At 66.4% G+C, this 18663-nt stretch carries 13 protein-coding genes; all 13 read left to right on the forward strand.

Annotated elements, in window-relative coordinates:
- Nucleotides 1-14 precede the first annotated feature (14 nt).
- The 13 genes from NX773_RS19375 to NX773_RS19435 all read left to right on the forward strand — a co-directional run bounded on the left by NX773_RS19375 (nt 15) and on the right by NX773_RS19435 (nt 18654).
- Nucleotides 15-776, forward strand: a complete 762-nt coding sequence (locus tag NX773_RS19375) for a hypothetical protein (protein ID WP_258857925.1) — start codon at nt 15-17, stop codon at nt 774-776.
- A 240-nt stretch (nt 777-1016) separates the two neighbouring features.
- Entirely contained in the window at nt 1017-2408 is a 1392-nt protein-coding gene (locus NX773_RS19380; RefSeq protein ID WP_258857926.1) for a phage tail sheath family protein, read from the forward strand.
- A 59-nt stretch (nt 2409-2467) separates the two neighbouring features.
- On the forward strand, nt 2468-2935 hold the full coding sequence (locus NX773_RS19385; RefSeq protein ID WP_258857927.1) for a phage tail protein: 468 nt from the start codon (nt 2468-2470) through the stop codon (nt 2933-2935).
- Nucleotides 2922-3422, forward strand: a complete 501-nt coding sequence (locus tag NX773_RS19390; protein WP_258857928.1) for a phage tail protein — start codon at nt 2922-2924, stop codon at nt 3420-3422. Before NX773_RS19385 ends, NX773_RS19390 begins: the two co-directional genes overlap by 14 nt.
- Nucleotide 3423: 1 nt before the next feature.
- A complete protein-coding gene (locus NX773_RS19395) occupies nt 3424-3591 on the forward strand; it encodes a DUF5908 family protein (protein WP_258824290.1) in 168 nt (55 codons plus the stop codon).
- Between the two features lie 15 nt (nt 3592-3606).
- A complete protein-coding gene (locus tag NX773_RS19400) occupies nt 3607-4284 on the forward strand; it encodes a CIS tube protein (protein WP_258857929.1) in 678 nt (225 codons plus the stop codon).
- Complete coding sequence (vgrG, locus tag NX773_RS19405; RefSeq protein WP_258857930.1) at nt 4277-6061, forward strand: type VI secretion system tip protein VgrG; 1785 nt, start codon at nt 4277-4279, stop codon at nt 6059-6061. The genes NX773_RS19400 and vgrG overlap by 8 nt, the downstream gene beginning before the upstream one ends.
- 12 nt (nt 6062-6073) lie before the next feature.
- A complete protein-coding gene (locus NX773_RS19410) occupies nt 6074-6373 on the forward strand; it encodes a PAAR domain-containing protein (RefSeq protein ID WP_258857931.1) in 300 nt (99 codons plus the stop codon).
- A gap of 5 nt (nt 6374-6378) precedes the next feature.
- Nucleotides 6379-6789, forward strand: coding sequence for a GPW/gp25 family protein (locus tag NX773_RS19415; protein WP_258857932.1), 411 nt, complete (start codon nt 6379-6381; stop codon nt 6787-6789).
- A complete protein-coding gene (locus NX773_RS19420) occupies nt 6786-10571 on the forward strand; it encodes a baseplate J/gp47 family protein (RefSeq protein ID WP_258857933.1) in 3786 nt (1261 codons plus the stop codon). Before NX773_RS19415 ends, NX773_RS19420 begins: the two co-directional genes overlap by 4 nt.
- Nucleotides 10568-13042: a baseplate wedge protein gene (locus tag NX773_RS19425; RefSeq protein ID WP_258857934.1), complete on the forward strand. Its 2475-nt coding sequence runs from the start codon at nt 10568-10570 to the stop codon at nt 13040-13042. Before NX773_RS19420 ends, NX773_RS19425 begins: the two co-directional genes overlap by 4 nt.
- Nucleotides 13032-16904: a contractile injection system tape measure protein gene (locus NX773_RS19430; protein WP_258857935.1), complete on the forward strand. Its 3873-nt coding sequence runs from the start codon at nt 13032-13034 to the stop codon at nt 16902-16904. Before NX773_RS19425 ends, NX773_RS19430 begins: the two co-directional genes overlap by 11 nt.
- 79 nt (nt 16905-16983) lie before the next feature.
- Nucleotides 16984-18654: a hypothetical protein gene (locus NX773_RS19435; protein WP_258857936.1), complete on the forward strand. Its 1671-nt coding sequence runs from the start codon at nt 16984-16986 to the stop codon at nt 18652-18654.
- Nucleotides 18655-18663: the final 9 nt, after the last annotated feature.

The following is an 18663-nucleotide window of genomic DNA, read 5'->3' on the forward strand; positions in this document are numbered from 1 at the left end:
ATTTTGCCAGCGGCATGCTGGAGGGCTGGACATTGGCGCCGGACCCGGCCACCCGGGCGATCCTCCAGCGCTACGGCCTGGTGCCGGGCCTGCGCGACGGGGTGTTTGCGCTGACCACGTTCCAATCGGACCCCGTGGCGCTGGTGCGCTTCCTGAACGACCAGCTGGACGGGGCGCCGCTGGTGTTCTGGCTCGGTTGCGACCAGCAGCAATTCCTCACCGTGACCGAGCTGCCGCTCGACTGGGCCGGCCAACTCGACCTGAGCAGCAAATCCTGCACGCACGAGGCGGGCGAATGGCGTCTTGCACCCGTACCCGGAGCGCGTACCGTCCAGCGCGATGGCGTGGCGGGGGTGCTGTCGGTGTACATGGACGACCTGCTGGCGATGGGCGGCCAGGACGTCGTGTTCAGCGCCGGGTTCGCCGCTCGCCAGGTCCATTGGGTGTATTACCTGGTCAATCGCGGCCAGACTCGCCTGGACGATCCCGCGATCGGCAAAAACGGCTTTGTTTTCGCCGGCCCGCAGCCCGCAATATTGCCCGACGGCGAAAAGGCGATGTGTTTTGATTCAGGCGATACCGCTTTCCCCTTGCAGCAAAAGCCGACGGTCATGTTCGATTTGGTGGCAAAGCCCCCCGGGATTTCAGTGGATAACGGCGACAACGCGGAATATTGCGTAATAAAGGGATTGCCGGTCCCGGGCGGAAACCAGCTGGAAGTGCGAAAAGGCGGCAGTGCCCCGTACGTTTTTTGTGCGATGCATGTTTATTTGTAGGCGGATTAGCAGACGGGAATAAGAAATTAATATCTAACCAAAACAGGGTGATCGATGGCTACCTATGCAACTCCCGGAGTTTATATTAACGAGGTTAATGCCTTTCCCAATTCAGTCGTGCCGATAGCCACGGCGGTTCCGGCTTTTATCGGCTATACCCCGAAGGCTGAATACCAGGGAAAATCATTACGCAATAAACCGCAGAAGATCACCTCATTCGCCGATTTCCAGGCGATGTTCATGCTGGATAATCCGCCACCCCCGGCCGATCCTGCCCGGCAATACAGCCCCGAGTATTACCTGGTGGCGCAGGCCCAGGAGCCCGCGGTCGGCAATTACATGACGATCAACGGGCAGTATTACTCGGTCCTGCCCGACCCCAACACGATTTATCACCTTTACAACAGCATCCGCCTGTTCTTCCAGAACGGCGGCGGCGACGCCTACATCGTCTCGGTCGGGGGTTACGGCGCGGCCAGCAAGAAGCCGCTGACCGATCCCACCGCCCGCCCGGTCAACCCCAACGTGCAGCTGGCCGACCTGCAGCGCGGCCTGGCCCTGCTGAAGAACGAGCAGGAGCCGACGATGTACATCTGCCCGGAAGCGACTTTGCTCGCGCCGGCGGACAACCAGACGCTGATGCAGGGCATGCTGCTGCAGGCCGAAGAGATGCAGACGGCCGTCTGCCTGTTCGACGTGATCGGGGGCGCCAACCCGGACCCGATCATGTACACCCAGGACATCGAGAACTTCCGCAACAGCACCGGCAACAACGGCCTGAAGTTCGGCACCTGCTATTACCCCTTCATCGGCACGACCATCATGCAGTCGTCCGATATCGACTTCACCAACCTGTTCGGCGGTGACACCAAGCAGCTGGCGGCCTTCATCAATCCGCCCTCCGCGCCCAACGCCGACGTGGCCACGATCCTGGGGCAGATCCAGAATCCGCCGGCCAACCCGCTTTCCAACAGCCAGCTGCAGGCGGCGCTGCTGACCGCCAGCCAGACCTACTCGCAGATCATCAAGCATGTGCTCGAGACCGCCAACCTGCTGCCGCCCAGCGGCGCCATGGCGGGGGTGTACGCGGTCAATGACAACCAGAACGGCGTGTGGAACGCCCCGGCCAACACCAGCATCGTGGGCGCGGTGAGCCTGCCGATCCGGCTCACCGACACCCAGCAGGAAAACCTGAACATCGACGCCGTCTCCGGCAAGTCGGTCAATGCGATCCGCTTCTTCAACGGCCAGGGCATCCTGGTCTGGGGCGCGCGCACGTTGGACGGCAACAGCCAGGACTGGCGCTATGTCTCGGTGCGCCGGACCATGACCTTCATCGAACAGTCGGTCAAGCTGGCCGCGCGCGCCTACGTGTTCGAGCCGAACAACGCCAATACCTGGGCCGCGGTCAAGAGCATGATCAGCAGCTTCCTGACCACGGTGTGGAAGGAGGGCGGGCTGCAGGGCGCTTCCCCGGCCGATGCCTTCCAGGTGTCGGTTGGCCTGGGCAGCACGATGACGGCCGACGACCTGCTCGACGGCTACATGCGGGTGACGGTGCTGGTGGCGGTGGTGAGGCCGGCCGAATTCCTGGTCCTCACCTTCCAACAGCAGCAAGCCAAATCCGGCTGATCCGGCCCGATCCGGCGTTCCCATTGAATCCGTAGAACCCTATAGCTGAGAGGACCACCATGGCAGATGATGGAAGCAAGGAAGGCGCAACCTGGCCGATGCCCAAATTCCGTTTCGAAGTCGACTTCGGAACGCAGCTGAAACAGATCGCATTCCAGGAAGTGTCGGGAATGGACAAGGAAGTGCAGGTCATCGAATACCGGCACAGCAACAACCCGCTGTTCTCGACGATCAAGATGCCGGGCATCGCGAAATACGGCAACGTCACCATGAAACGGGGCGTGTTCGTCAACGACAACACGTTCTGGAAGTGGATGGACGAAATCAAGATGAACGTGGTCGCGCGCCGCACCGTCCTGATCAAGTTGCTGGACGAGGCGGGCGAGGTGACCATGCAGTGGCAGCTGAACAATGCGTGGCCGACCAAGATCACCGGCACCGACCTCAAGTCGGACGGCAACGAGGTCGCCGTGGACACGATCGAAATCGCGCATGAACAGCTGATCATCACGAATGGCAAGTCCTGACCTGCTCACCAGCTTTTATTTCAGTGTGAAGGTCACCGGGAAAAGCAGCGCCAACGACGCTGCTTTCCAGGAGGCTTCCGGCCTGGGCAAGGAGATCAAGACCGAGGATGTCGGGAGCGGCGGCGAAAACCGCTTCCGCTACCGGCTCCCGGCCGGCACCAGCTACCAGAACCTGGTGTTGAAGCGGGGCGTGGTGCTGGCCGATTCGCCCTTGATCGAGTGGTGCCAGATGACGCTCGATGGCGGGCTGGGCAAGCCGGTCGAAACCCACGACGTCCTCGTCAGCCTGCTTAACGAAAAAGGCCAGACCTGCATCAGCTGGACCTTCGCCAAGGCCTATCCGGTGAAATGGCAAATGAGCGACCTGAAGTCGCAGGAAAGCAGCATTCTGGTGGAAACGATCGAGTTTGCGTACCGCTATTTCGAGGTGGATGACAGCCGCGACAACGAGTACGCCGGCGTGGCCGCCCTTTTTGGAGATGAGTGAGATGCCTGTCGAAATCCGCGAACTGGTCATCCAGACCAATATCGTCAGCCCGGCCCGGACCCAGGAGGCGCCGGGCAGCGACCAGCTCGCCCTGTTGAAGCAGCAGATCGTGCAGGAATGCCTGAAAGCGATCAAGGACAAGGCGCCGAGGAACGGACTGGACCGCTAAGGACACGGGCGCCACATGGGCAACATGAAAATTGTCGCGTACACCGACGAGAAATTCACCAGCACGCTGGCCGGCGGCGAGTATGAGGTCATGCTCAACCCCGAAAAGCTGCAATGGGGCCGCAGCATCCAGTACAACGAAGACGCGGCGGTGGACACCAGCGCCCCCGCGACCAAATACAACAAGACGCTCAGCGAGAAACTCAGCTTCGAGCTGGTGATCGACTGTACCGGTGTGGTGGACGACACCCGGGTCGACATGCCCACCGAAGTCAAGCAGCTGTCCAAGGTCATCTACGACTACAACGGCGACATCCACCGCCCCAATTACCTCATCATCAACTGGGGCAGCGGGCTGGCGTTCAAGTGCGTGCTGACCAGCTTTAACCTGTCCTACACGCTGTTCAAGCCCGACGGCACGCCGCTGCGCGCGCGCGCAGCGCTGGAATTCAGCTCGTACATCGACCTGGCCACGCTCGCCAAAAAAGAAAAGAAGTCCTCGCCCGACCTGACCCACCTGGTCACCGTGGTCGAGGGCGACAGCTTGCCGGCGATCTCGCAGCGCATCTATCGCTCGCCCAGCCACTACATCCAGATTGCCCAATACAACGGGCTGGACAAGTTCCGGCGCCTTGCCCCCGGCATGGTGCTGACGGTCCCGCCACTACTTCCCGCAGAGGCCGACCATGCCTGATTCCAAAGCCGGCGGCGTCGTCAGTTACGACATCAAGGTGGGCGGCGCCAGCATTCCCGGCACCTACCTTGTGCATGCGATCCGCATCGAACAGGCGGTGAACCGGATCGCCACCGCCACCATCACCGTGCTCGACGGCGACCCGTCGGCCGAGAACTTCGCCATCAGCGCCTCGGCCAACTTCGTTCCTGGCAACACGATCTCGATCGAGCTTGGCTACGACGGCCAGGACACCGTGGTCTTTTCCGGCATCGTGACCAAGCAAGCGATCCGGGTCATCAATGCGATGGGGCCGGTGCTCGACATCGAATGCAAGGACCAGGCGGTGAAAATGACCGTGGGCCGCAAGAGCGCCAACTTCAGCAAGAAGACCGATAGCGACGTCATCCAGACCCTGATCGGCAATGCCGGTCTGTCGGCCGCCGTCACCGCCACCAGCAACCAGCTGCCCACGCTGGTCCAGTACTACGTGAGTGACTGGGACTTCATGCTCTCGCGCGCGGAAGTGAACGGCATGCTGGTCACCACGATCAACAACAAGGTCAGCGTGTTCGATCCGACCGCCGACACCACAGCGGCGCTCACGCTCACCTATGGCAGCGACATTTTCGACTTCGAAGCCGAGCTCAACGCGCTGACCCAGGTGTCGCAGGTGAAGGCCAGCGCCTGGGACTTCCAGACCCAGAAGCTGATTTCTGCGCAGGCCGCCAACACGCTGGCCGGGCCCGGCAACCTCTCCAGCAAGACCCTGGCCGGCGTCGTCGGCCTGGCCAGTTACGAGCTGCAGACCACCGCCACCGAAACCAGCGCGGAACTGACCTCCTGGGCCAAGGCTCAGATGCTCAGGAGCTCGCTGTCCAAGATCACCGGCACGGTGCGCTTCCAGGGCAGCACCGCCCTGGCGCCGGGCAAGTACGTGACGCTCGACGGGCTCGGCGCGCGCTTTGACGGCGACCATTTCGTGTCCGCCGTGCGCCACGAGGTCTCGCAAGGAAACTGGGTCACGCAGGCCAGCATCGGCATGGCGCCCACCTGGTTTGCGCAGGAGAACCAGGTCGAAGCGCCCTCGGCGGCCGGCCTGCTGCCCGGGATACAGGGCCTGTACAACGCCACCGTGCAGAAGATCTACGAAGACGAGGACAACGAGTACCGCATCCTGGTCGAGGTGGCGCTGTTCAACGACAACGCCACCGGGCTGTGGGCGCGGCTGGCCAATTTCTATTCGACCAACGGGCAGGGCGTGTTCTTCCTGCCCGAGGTTGGCGACGAGGTGATCCTCGGCTTCCTGAACCAGGACCCGCGCTATCCGGTCATCCTGGGCAGCATGTACAGCCAGAAGAACAAGACCTACTCGGCCTTCACGCCGAACCAGAAGAACAGCATGAAGGGCATCGTCAGCAAGAGCGAGCTGCGGGTCATGTTCGACGACGAGAACAAGATCCTGTCGCTGGTCACACCCGCCGGCAACACGCTGGTGCTGGACGACCAGGGCAAGCAGGTCGAGCTGAAGGACCAGAACGGCAATTCGATCGTCATGGCCCAGTCCGGCATCACGATCAAGAGCAACGGCAACATCACGGTGGAAGCCAGCCAGAAGGTCACGATCAAGGGCACCACCGGCATCGACGTGCAAAGTTCCGGCGGCGACGTCAGCACCTCGGGCCTGAACATCAAGGAAGCGGCCCAGCTCCAGTATTCCGCCAAAGGCAGCGCGACCGCCGAAGTGCAGGGGGGCGCGACGCTGACGCTCAAGGGCGCCATGGTCATGATCAACTAACCGGAACCGACCATGCCGCCCGCCGCCCGCCTGACCGACATGCACACCTGCCCGATGGTAACGCCAGGCGTGCCGCCCGTGCCCCACGTGGGCGGGCCGGTGGTGGGGCCGGGCTGCCCGACTGTCCTGATCGGCAAACTGCCGGCCGCGCGCGTGGGCGACAGCCTGGTGTGCGTGGGGCCGCCGGACGCGATCGTCAAGGGCTCGGCCACCGTGATGATTGGCGGGATGCCGGCGGCGCGGATGGGCGATACCACGGCCCACGGCGGCAGCATCGTGCTCGGACTGCCAACCGTCCTCATCGGGGGCTGAGCGGCATGGACGAGCGGAGCGAACGCACTTTCCTGGGCACCGGCTGGACGTTCCCGCCGCGTTTCGACAACGCCAGCATGCACCTGCTGCTCAGTTCGGGCGAAGCCAACATCAACCAGTCGATCGACCTTCTGCTGGGCACGCCGCGCGGCAGCCGCAGCCTGCAGCCGGACATCGGTTCGGACCTGGCGCGCTATGTCTTTCGCCGGCTCGACGCCACCATGACCGAAGAGATCGTCCAGTCGGTGAAGACCACGCTCCTCAATGGCGAGCCGCGGATCACCGTGGACAAGGTGGACGTGTCCAGCCCCGACGGGACCATCGTGTACATCGCGGTGACCTACCACATCCGCACCACCAACACCCGCCACAACCACGTGTTCCCGTTCTCGCTCGCGGAGGGGACCAACCTGTGAGCGGCCCGAGCACGAATGCCAACAGCCGCGCCGCCCGGCTTGCGCAGGCGCTCGACCCGGCGAGCTGCCCGGTCGATGCGCGCGACAGCCGCGACCGGCTCGCATTCGTGGCCGAACTGGCGCGGCTGGTGTTGTACTACGACGCGCAGAACCGGCTGGCAGGGGACTGGCAGCCGTTCTTCCTGAAAGACCCGGCGATTTTGCTGGCGGCGATCGGCAAGACCGATTACAAAGCCGGCCATGTCCAGTTCGTGCAGCTGGACCAGCGCTTTACGTCCTCGGGCGACGGCGAGCGCATTGCCTTGATCAACGACCTGTGCCGGCTGCTGCGCGAGGCGTTCGTCACGCTCAACCGCTGGCTGCACTTCATGCAGCGCGGCGGGCGCGACTACCCGCTGGGCGCCTTTCTCAAGAAAAAAATCGCGACCAGCCTGTCCGGTCAGCTGTGGACGATGGTCGCCTGCCAGCAGTTTCTCAGCATCCGGACCGGCAACAACCCGGACGGCCAGGTCGACCGGCCCGACAGCGCCACCTACCAAGGCTTCGAAGCGGCCTGGGCCCGCGACATGCCGGTCTGGCGGCCGGAGGGCGACCCCTTGGCGGACGGATGGAAAACCCTGTGCGCCGCCTGGCTGGCGATGTTCGACGTGCTGGTGCAGACGGTGGAACAGGCGAGCGTGCAGTTCTACGCGCAGGTGGACAACCCGACCCGCTTTCCCGACACCGCCCTGCTCATCGCGTTCAGCGCGTTGATGGACAAGCAGCGCGCGCTGGTCAACGGCTACGGCCAGCAGCACCTGGATTTTTACTACAGCCGCGTGCTGCAGGAGACGCCGCTGGCGGCGCAACCCGACGAGGTGTTCGTGTTCCTGTCGCTCAAAGCGGCGGCCGGCACGCTGGCCTTGCCGCAGGGCGCCGAGTTCACCGCGGGCACCTATCCCGACAACAGCGACATCGTGTTCACCAGCGATGCGCCGGCGGAGATCAACCGCGCGGCCATTGCGTCGGCCTGGGCGCTGTATTACCAGCCGCAGGCGCCGGATCCCGGCCTGTACCTCACGGACTGTGGCAACCCGGCTCAGCTGCCGCAACCGTGGGCTGCGTTCGGCGACGCCGGCGGCACGCCGCTGCGGCAGGGCTTTGCGCTGGCCTCGCCCATGCTGCTGTTGCAGGGCGGATCGCGCAACATCACCATCACGCTGGAGTTCGCCGCCGCGCCACCCGCCGGGTTGTTCGACGGGGCTACCTGCTACCTGAGCACCGGCGCCGCATGGCTGGCGGTGCCGTCCGCGCAGGTGTCGCTGACGCCGACGTCGATCGGGATCGGCCTGCTGGCCACCGATCCGCCCATCGTCGCGTTCACGCAGCCGCAGGATGGCCTGTCCAGCGACTGGCCCATGTTGCGGCTGCTGCTGGGGCCATCGGCCAACCTGCTCGAACCCCCAATTCTGAGCCAGGTGAAGATCGACGTCACGGTCACTGACCTTTCGCAGCTGTCGCTCGCCAACGACGTGTCGCCCCTGCCCGACACCGGGGCGGCAGAGATGTTCGGGCCGGTGCCTGCCTTGGGCAATGGTTTTTACGTAGGCAGCCGCGAAGTGTTTGCCAAGCCGCTCGAAACACTCGGGGTCACTATCCACTGGGACAACCTGCCCGCGGACTTCGCCGCCTACTACCAGGACTACAACACCTATTTGATGTCGCGGCCGGCGCCGGTACCGCCGCTGCAAACCTTCGACAACAGCGCCTTCCGCGGCCAATGGAGCCTGCTGCTCGCGCAGGGATGGGAGCCGCTGCTGCCCACTAGCCGGTCGCCGGTCGAGGACTCGCTGGCCCCGACCTGCCTGTTCCAGCAAGCGGCCCCGGCGCCGGCAGCCGCGCCGGCACCGACCGCTGCGCCGACACCTACGCCTGCCCCGGCCGTCCCGCCCAATCTTGCCCAGAGCACGTTCAGGTTCGCGCCCAGCAAAGATGCGCCGTTCCCGCCGGTGCCGGACCTTGCCCGCTCGGCCCTGCCGCCGCCGCTGCAGGCTACGGCCGGATACTTGCGCTTTGCGTTGCAGGCGCCGGCCTGGGCCTTCGGTTACGAGCTCTATCCCAAGCTGGTGTCCCATATCACCCTGCTGAACGCGCAAACGCTGATCGACATGGCCAGGCAGCCGTCGCTGCTCAGCAGAATCTGGGCGTCGATCAAGAAGTTCGTGGCGGGCATTGGGGCCGCGCTCAAGAAGATCGGCGCGGCGGTTGCGGCGGCGTTCAAGAAGATCGGGGCATGGTTCAAGAAGATCCTGGGCAAGCCTGCCGAGGACGATGCCGGCACGGCAAGCACTGCGCAGCCCACGCCGGCGCCCGGCCCGGCGCTGCTCGAGATGCCGAACACGCCCTACAGCCCGCGCCAGGCGGGCGTGTCGGTGGACTACACGGCCAGCAGCACGGCCACAATGTCCTCCGCCGCGCCGGCAGCCGGCGCCCAGCCGCTGCAACTGTTCCACGTCGGCCCGTTCCAATCCTGGCTGGCGTTCGACGCCGAGGTGGCAGGCGGCCAGGGCTTTGCCGCGTGCACTCCGGGCGCGGCCGCAGGCGGCTTGCCGCTGTTCCCCGGCGTCGGCGGCCAAGGGGCGCTGTACCTTGAGTTGGCCGGCGTCAGCGCTGCCTGCACGCTCTCGCTCTTTCTGGAAGTCTGCTCCGGTGCCGGCGGGGACAGCGTGGGCTGGTTCTGCTGGGGCGCCACCGGATGGGAGACAGTCACGCTGCTGGAAGACGGCACCGACGGCCTGCGTCGTTCCGGCATCGTGCGCCTGACGCTGCCCGCGCCGACGCCGTGCCCGGTCATGGCCTCCGGGAACTACTGGCTGGCGCTGGCAAGCGGCAAAACCGCACCGAAGGTCACGCTTGGATATGTGCAAACGCAGGCGCTCAGGCTGCGCCGCGCCGACGCATCCATGTTCGCGCCGGGCCAGGTCCCGCATATCGATGCCAACGCCATCACGGCGATGCGCAACCAGCCGCCCACGATTGGTGCAATCGTCCAGCCGTTCCCGTCGGGCGGTGGCTTGCCTGCCGAAACGCAGGATTCGTTCGGCGGCTTCGCCAGCTTCTACCGGCGCGTCGCGGCCAGGCTCAACCACAAAGACCGCTGCAGCAGCCTGCGCAATTACGAGGACATGGCCTACGGGGCCAGCCAGGACTTGTATTTCGCGCGCGCCTCGGCGGACGACGATGGGCAGGTCACCGTCGCGCTCGTCAGCCGCTACGCCAGCGCCACCTTGCCCAACGCCTGGCGGCCCGTGATGAATGCGGCCGAGCTCGATACCCTGCAACAGTACTTCGCCCAGCGCGTGTCGGCGATGGCCCAGCCTTGCGTGGCCGGATTCGCGCACCAGGAGGTCACGGTCAAGGCCACGCTGGTGATTGCCAGCGACGCCAGCCCGGCCACCCTGCTGGCCGAGCTGGGCCAGTGGCTGCGGCTCTACCTGTCGCCGTGGATCGACAGCGACCTGGCGCAGATGGACATGGCGCTGGGGCTGACCAGCTCGGGCGTGATCGCCGTGCTGCGCAGCCATCCGCAAGTGCTGTCGATCGCCGCGTTCAGCCTGCTGGGCGCCGATGGCGCGGCGCTGGAGCCGGGAGCGGGCGGACTGTTCAATCCAGAGCCGGGGGCCATGTTTGTCACGGCCATGGAGCACGCGTTGTCGGTTGCCAGCCCGGACACGCCGGCTTCGCCAGCGGGCGCAGGCGATGACGCCGACGCTGTGGCGGCCGGGGAGGAGGTGGCCGCATGAGCGACGACGACCTCATGGACGACGACCGCTACATCGTCGACGAACCCTTGCCCGATGCCGTCAATTTCGACGTGCTCAAGGACGAAGGGATCGCGCGCCTGAAGGCCCTGGCCGGCCAGGTCTGGACCAATTTCAACGAAAGCGACCCGGGCGTCACCATCCTCGACCAGCTCTGCTATGCGCTGACGGAGCTCGGCTATTGCGCCCAATTTCCCATCGAGGATGTGCTCACGCGCGCGGACGGCACCATCAATTACGACGGGCAGTTCTTCCTGCCGCAGGACATCCTGACCTGCTCGCCGGTCACGCCCGACGATTACCGCAGGCTGGTGCACGACCGGCTGGCGCAGGTGCGCGCGGTGTACCTGGTGCCCCAATGCACCGACAGCGGCCGCCTCAGCGGGCGCTACCTCACGTATTTCTGCACCGACGCGGACGAGGCACTGGTCGGCGCGCGCATCGACGCCTTGCTCAACCAGCACCGCAACCTGGGCGAGCAGTTCCTCGCGCCGCAGCCCTTGCGCCCGCTGGTGATCACGCTGGCCGGATCGGTTTACCTGAAAGACGGGGCGGACGCCAGCGCCGTCTACAACCGCATCCTGCAGGTGCTGTGCGAGTACGAGGTGCCGCCGGTGGTCCAGTCTGGCTACGGCGAGCTGCGTGCACAGGGATTCACGGCCGACCAGATTTTCAACGGCCCGCGCCTGGACAACGGCTGGATCGGCGGCCCCGACGCGCTCGGCGCCAAGCGCACGGCGGTCAGCCTGTACGAGCTCAACACGCTCATTGCTGCGGTCGATGGCGTGTCGCACCTCGACGGCCTGGCCTTTACCGACCACGACGGGCAGGAGGTGGCGGTCGCGGACGACCGGATCCCGCAGCTCACGCCCGGCCCCGGGTTCGGCCTGCAGGGCATCGGGCAGCCCATGGCGCGCCCGCTGGATGCCGCCGCGCTCGAACTGGCCAGCCTGCGCGCCAGCCACGACGCTGCCAGCGTCGAGTCGCAGGTCGACCTGGCGCCAGACGCGCCGCAGGGCAGTTACCGCAACATCGAGCAGTACTACTCGGTACAGAACACCTTTCCCGAAATCTACGGCATCGGGCCGAACTCGCTGCAGTCGGACACCCCCAGCTACCGGGTTGCCAGCGCGCGCCAGCTCAAGGGCTACCTGCTCGTGTACGACCAGTTGCTGGCCAACGAGTTTGCCCAGCTCGCGCATGTGGGCGACCTGTTCTCGTTCGCGGCGCCGCAGCCGGTGGAAGGCGGCACGGCCGGCGAGCGCTGGCCGCTGCACCGCACGTTCTGCACCACCTACCATTCGCAGCCTCTGTACGACGTGCCGGACGTGCAGGCCCTGCTGCGTGGCAGCGAGTCCTTCCATTACCAGCTCGACCCGAACAAGCCCGACGCCCAGGTGGAACGCGGCGCGTGGAAGCGCTACCGCAACTTCCCGTTCAACGAATACATCCACGGCCTGCGCGCGATCACGGAAACCGAAGATGAGGCAGTGCGCCGCCGCGACGCCATGCTGACCCACCTGATGGCGCGCCACGGCGACGACGCGTCCGAATACCACCCGATGTTCAAGGCCACCCAGTGGTATGGCAGCGAGCTCAAGACGCGCGTGGTGGTCAAGTCGGTCTGGCTGCAGAACTACCAGCAGCTGTCCAGCCACCGCACCAACGGGTTCAACTACCAGGCGGCCGATCCCCTGACGGCACCCGGCCCGTTCGCCGCACCCGGCAGTGTGCGCGCCGGGCCGGATGACAAGATCGCGGCGGGCATCCTGCGCAACTTCTCTGCCTTCGAGCTGAAGCTTGCGATCCTGCTCGGCCTGCCGGCGCACCTGGCCAGCCTGGCCGACAAGCTCGAGACGCTCTTGCGGCAGGAGGATTTCCTGGCATGGCTGCGGCAGGGCGGCGATCCGGGATCGTCGTGGCAGCTCAAGGACACGGACGTGGTCGTGGTGCGCGGCGTGGACAGCAGCGGCAAGGAGCAGCAGCAGCTGTTCGATGGCGCGCAGCGCCTGATGGACATCGGCCCGGTATCGGCCGAATCGATCGGCGAGAACACCTACCGCGTGCACGCCGACCAACTGGCCTGGCTGTCCACGCAGCGCAAGGGCGTGCTGCTGGTCGAGCACATCCTGCTGCTGCCGACGTATGCGTTCAACGACGCCGGCTACTACCTGGCGGCCACGCTGGTGTTGCCGGCGTACGTCACTCTGTTCCAGCAGGCCGCCTTTGCCAGCTACCTGGACACGCTGGTGCAACTGCACTGGCCGGCGCACGTGCGCCTGCGCCGGCTGGACGCGTCGTGCACCGTGCTCAAGCCGCTCATTCCGCTGTTCGTCGAATGGCACAACGGGCTCAACGCAAGCCCGGCCGCGAACGCGCCGGACGCCGTGTTCCCGGGGCCGACGCTGGCCAAGTTGCTGGGCATCGGGAAGGAGGTTGCGCATGCCGCCTGACCACGTCATTGCCCAATGCCGCTGGCAAACCACCTTCGATCACGAGGCCACCGGGGTGGCGCTGCAGGACTTTCTCAGCCACTGGAGCAACAGCGAGCTGCCCGGCGAGATCGCGGCGTCTGTCGAGCGCCGGTGCCCGCCCGGGACGACATGGCGCATCGAGCGCCTGCAGCTGGAGCTGGGCGACATCGCGCTGGAAGAGCTGCCGCTGGAGTTGCCCCGGCGGCTGCGGGCGAGCCTGCAGCAGGCCCTGGACGGCCTGCTGGCGCAGCACGACAGGGGCCTGGCGGAAGTGTTCGGCGATAACTTGCTGGTGCTGGATGAAAACGCCAGGGCGCAGCAGTTGATCGCGAGCTTCCTGCAACACGGCAGCATGCCGTGGTGGCTCACCGGCAATGCCGACCTGCTGCAGGTGTTCGATGGCCAGCTGGACCGGTTTCCCGACGCTGTCATCGGCCTGGTCCGCGACCTGGGGCGTGCACAGAGCGTGCGGCAGCGGCTGGTGTGGCAGGCCGGCGAGCCCCGGGTGCGGCGCGTGGTGCGCCTGCTCGAGCCCGGGCACGCGGATTTCATCTGCTCGTACGCCGACGGCCTGTTCGCGGCGCAGGCGCAGCGCAGGCTGGACAGTGTCGACAGCCGCGCGTTCCGCAGCGACACCTGGATCGACATCCTCGGATACCTGCTGGTGGACCGCGGCAGCCTGTTCAACACCATGGCGTTCGTGCAGGCCAGCCTGCGCGCCATGGCGCAGCGCTACCACATCGACGAGGACACGCTGCTCGAGCAGATGTCCGCGGCCGCCGTCGCGCTCGAGCCGATGGGCCTGGCTACCCCGGTGTTCATCCAGGCCATCAAGGCGGTGCACCGCCAGCGCACCGCGCGCGCGATCGCGCCTGGCGCGCCAGCCGCCGCGGCGCCGGACCAATGGGCGCAGTTCGCGGCGATGCTGCGCTACAGCCGCGCGCGGCAGGCATCGGGCGGCGCAAGCCTGCGGCTGGGGCAGATGTTCACCGTATTGAGCGACGAGGATGCCCAGCGGATGGCAGGGCTGCTGCGCCGGGAGGGCCGGGCGGCTTCGGTGCGGCACGGCATGCTGCAGCATTTTTCCACGGATGAGCTTGCGCGCGTGGTGCGCGTGCTGGAACCGCAGGATCACGAATTCATCGTTGCCCACGCCGAGCACACCCAGGCGGTTGCGCAGCGGCAGCGCTGGGGCGGACGGACGGTATGGCAGGTGCTGCTGGCCTACCTGCTGGTCGAGCGCGGCTCGCACTTCAACCGTCGCCAGCTGGTGCACGACACCGTGCAGCAAGTGTGCAAGCAGCGCGGCTATGCCTATGGCCTGTTCCTCGACCTGCTGATCCACGCCGTGCTGGCCGAGCATCCCACGCACCACCGCTTCGAGCTGCTGTCGATCTTGCAGGAGCTGCGCGGCAGCCACGGGCGTTCGCAGGCTGCGCATGGCCTGGGGCGCGACGACTGGCTGGACCTGCTCGACTTCCTGAAAGGCGGCCGGGTGGCGCAGGGCGCGGCCGCTGGTGCCCGTCGTGTGCTGCTGGGCAAGCTGGCGCAGCAGCCGGCGCGCGCAAGCACCCTGCTGCGCGAGCCCGTGCTGCGCGGCGTCAGCGATGCCGTGCTGGCCCAGCGCTTGCTGGCGCTGGCCGGCGCGGCCGACTGGCAGGCGGTGCTGGCAATGTTCGAGCCGGCCGCCGGCGAATTCAGCGCGTCGCTGGCCGAACTCCTGCCGCGCTGGCACCGGCAGGGCCTGCTGCCCAGCCTCGACCGGATCGACCTGGCGCTCGAGCTGCCGGCGCTGCTGTTGCAAGCGCTGCCCGCGTTCCGCCAGGGCCGCCACGGCAGTGGAACGACTTTCCACCCGCGGGCGTACTGGCGCACGCTGACCGCCTTGCTGCGGCAGGCGGGCGGCGTGGACATCGAGGCGTTCGAACAGCAACTGCGGGCCTGTCTCGACCCCGGTGGCGGCCTGGACGGGCAGGCCGCCACCGGGGCGCCGGGCGAGCCGCGCGCATGGCTGCTGCCGTTGCTGGGCCCGGCCCAGGCGGCGGACGCTGCGCCGGTCGTTCCCCAGAGCGCCGGTCAATCGCCGCGCACCCAGCTGTTCGACGCGCTGCGCCAGCTGCTGGCCGGGCGCACGCCGCCTTCCGTTCAGGCGCTGGAGCAATTGTGGCGGCAGGCCGACCATGGCGATGCGATCCGGACCTGGCTGGCCGCGCAGCCGGACAAGTACCAGCTGCTGCAACGGCTGGGCCGTCTGCGCCACGTCGAACCGGTCGAACGCTGGCTGGCGGCGCAGTTGCCGGCCGGGTTGCGCGCGCCGGACGAGGCGCTGCGGCAGTGGTCGGCCCTGCTGCGCGAAAGCGGCTGCTGGCAGGGCGCCGCCGCCGTGCTGGACCGGCAGTTGCACGAGGTGTTCTGGATGGTGAGCTTCGACGCTCGTCGGCACGGGCTCGATGCCGGCGAGCTGCTGGCCAGGGTCGCGGCCAGCGCCTGCCTGCGCCTCGGGATCCGCGTGCAGGCGTGTGTGGCCGCGTGCCTGGCGCATCTGCCGCTGCTCGGCCAATCGCACTGGCGCAAGGCCTTTGTGCTGATGTCGGCGCGCGCGCCGGCCCCGGTGCGGCTCGATCCGTCGGCTCCTGTCGCCCCACCGCGGCCGGCGGCGCCGCGCGCGTTCCAGCAGGACTATCTGGGCCGCTACCTGGACCACCCGCGCCTGGCAGAGGCTGCCCGCTACCTGTTGCGCCACGGCCGCCCGCCCGCCTGGCTCGCGGGGCCGCTGGACCTGGCGCGCCTGCTGTTCGACCTGTGCACGCTCGGCGCGGGCCGCCTGCCATCGATCCTGCGCGGGCTGGAGCATGACAGCGCGGTCATGTTCCGCCTGTCCAGCACCATGCCGTTCAGCTGGCTGCTTGACGCCATGCGCTCGGCCACGCCCGCGCGCCACGCCGAGGCCGCCCTGCTGGACCAACTGCACGAGTGGCTGGCCGGGCTGGAGCTCGCCGGCACTGGCGCGCAGCAAAGGCAGGCGGTGCTGTTGCGGCTCGTGCTCGAACATTGGCTCGGTGGCGACTGGGCTGCGCTTGCGCCGGACCAGCTCGCCGCCGGCTTGTCGTGGCGCCTGGCGCGCGAGCTGGACCTGGACACCGGCGCGCTGCGGCAGGCCATGGAGCCGCACCTGCAGGCCGCGCCCGCCGCGTTGCGCGCCCCCCTCGCGCAGGCCTTGTCCGGCCGCGGGGAGCCGCCGCTCGCGCGTTTGCCGGATGCCATCAAGCCGCTCGCCAGGTTGCCGAAGCAGCCGGCACGCCGGCCCGATCCGGTGGAAGAACGCGTGGCGGCCCCGTGGAGCATCCACAACGCGGGCCTGGTGCTGTTGCAGGACTGGTTCCGGCCCCTGTTCACCCGGCTTGGGCTGGTGGCGGGCGACCGCTTCGTGAGCGCGCACGCGCAGCGTCGCGCCGTGCACTACCTGCAGTTTCTGGCGACCGGCCACAGCGAGACGCCGGAGCATTTGCTGTTGTTGAACAAGGTGTTGTGTGGCCTGGCATGGCACGAGCCGGTGGAAGCCGGCATCGACCTGTCCGCAAACGACAGGGCGCTCTGCGAGAGCCTGCTGGAAGCGGCGATCGGGTATTGGCGTGCAGCCGGCAGTAGTTCGATACAAGGTTTCAGAGGTAATTGGTTGGTGCGGGGCGGTTCTTTGAGTGAGGGCGGCGAGCGGTGGAACCTGGTGGTGGAGGAAAGGCGTGCCTACGACGTGCTGTTGGCACGCTCTCCATTTACCTTTTCCTTCATCAAGCTGCCCTGGATGGAAAAAGCGGTGTACGTAACCTGGCCGACGGTATGAGCGGTTTTCCGGGATTGTTGGCGGAAAAGCGCGCACGCCGTCGTGATTTGCAATAACTCGTGGAAGGGACAGGAAGCTGATGAATACCTATGAAGAAAACCTGAAAAGCACGGCGATCGCCACCCTCGGGGCCCTGGCGGCCGAACAGGACCGGCTCGATTCGACGCAAACCTCCGAGCATTACAACCTGTATTACGCGCAGGGCGCACAGCTCACGGCGCTGGACAAGGTGGGCGCCACCAAGCACACCCTGAAGTCGGCCGGGGCCATCAACACCGAGTGCCTGTCCAACGACAATGCGGCAGTCAACCTGCTGGCCACCGCCACCATGGCCAACGGTACCGTCACCACCAGCAATACCAACATGGCGACCGCCGCGTCCAACGTGCAGATCGCCTCCAATGCCATCGCCATGGTGGCGGCGGAAATCGGTGCGGCGCTCAACAATGCCACCGCGTCGCTGTACAAGACCGATGTGTACAGCAAGCTCCTGAACGCGAACGCGCTGATCAACGAGGTTGCCAACGAATCGCGGCGCGTGTCCGACATGGCGATGATGGCTTCCAGCAATACCTCGGAAATCATCTCCGGCCCGGTGCTCACGCAGGCTACCGCATTCAAGGGCAAGGTCGACGGCCTGCTCAAGGCAACGCAGGCCGAGTTCGACAAGTTCAATGACCTGTACGTATCCGAAAAAGCCGCGGTGGGCCAGGCCAGCATTGCCGAGCGCCAGGCCGAGGGCGCGGTGAAGGACGCCGATTGCGAAGCGGCCGCCATCGATGCGGCGTACCAGAACGCCAATGCCCAGTTGAACGTGGGCCTGTCGGTCTCCGTTGCATCGGTAGACCTGGCCGCGACCCCGCCGAGCTGCACGGTCACGGTGAATTACAACGGGCTGGCCACGCCGGACTTCTACTCCGTGCCCGGCGACCTCAAGATTCCGGCGATGGCCCCGCAATATTTCGTGGCCCTGGTGCCGGAAGCGAAAAAGACCACGCTGACGACCGACCTGGCCGAGCAGCTGTTCAACGCGCAGGATGGCAATACCCAGTTCAAGGCAATCGGGGCCACCGGCATGCAGCTGAGCTTCGCCACCGATGTGTACCTGAACAACATTGTGCCGGGCCAGCCCTACGTTGCCTTCCTGTACGCGGTGCTCTCCAACGAGTACAAGTTCTTCATTAACAACTACTCGGACTGGCTGTCGGCGCCGAGCGCACGCTTCATGGTGGCCGAGGTGCTGCCGACGGCGCAGAACATCACGCCGAAACTGCCGCAGCCGGCGGAGCCGGACCGTCCGCTGTTCGTGAACTTTTACGCCGCGCCGTTCTACCCGGCCGGCGGCCAGCTGGAGTACCGCTGCATCCTGGTCGAGGAAGACCAGAACGACTTCGCGCTGGGCCTGCTGAGCAAGGAGCCGTCGCCAATCTACTTCGACCTGGACATCGCCCTGCAGGTGGCGCCGGCGAACTATGAAAAGTTCGTGGTGGCGCCGGCTGCCCCGGCGGAGGAGCCCGCCGATGCCAGCCAGGCGGAAGCAGCCGCGGCCGCGCCGTCGAGCAGGCCGCGCCCGATCAAGCCGAACGTCAGGATCGACTTCAATTCCTGCAGTACCGATAACTACGGCAACATGTTGCGCCCCGGCGCGACCTACCGGCCGTACGTCCTTGCCACCGTGACCGGGGCCAGCGCCAGCGCCTACGTGAGCACGCTTGCGTTCGGCGACACCATCCAACTGCCCGGCGCCTGACCGTCCATC

Source organism: Massilia solisilvae (genome assembly GCF_024753215.1).
GTDB lineage: Bacteria > Pseudomonadota > Gammaproteobacteria > Burkholderiales > Burkholderiaceae_D > Telluria > Telluria solisilvae.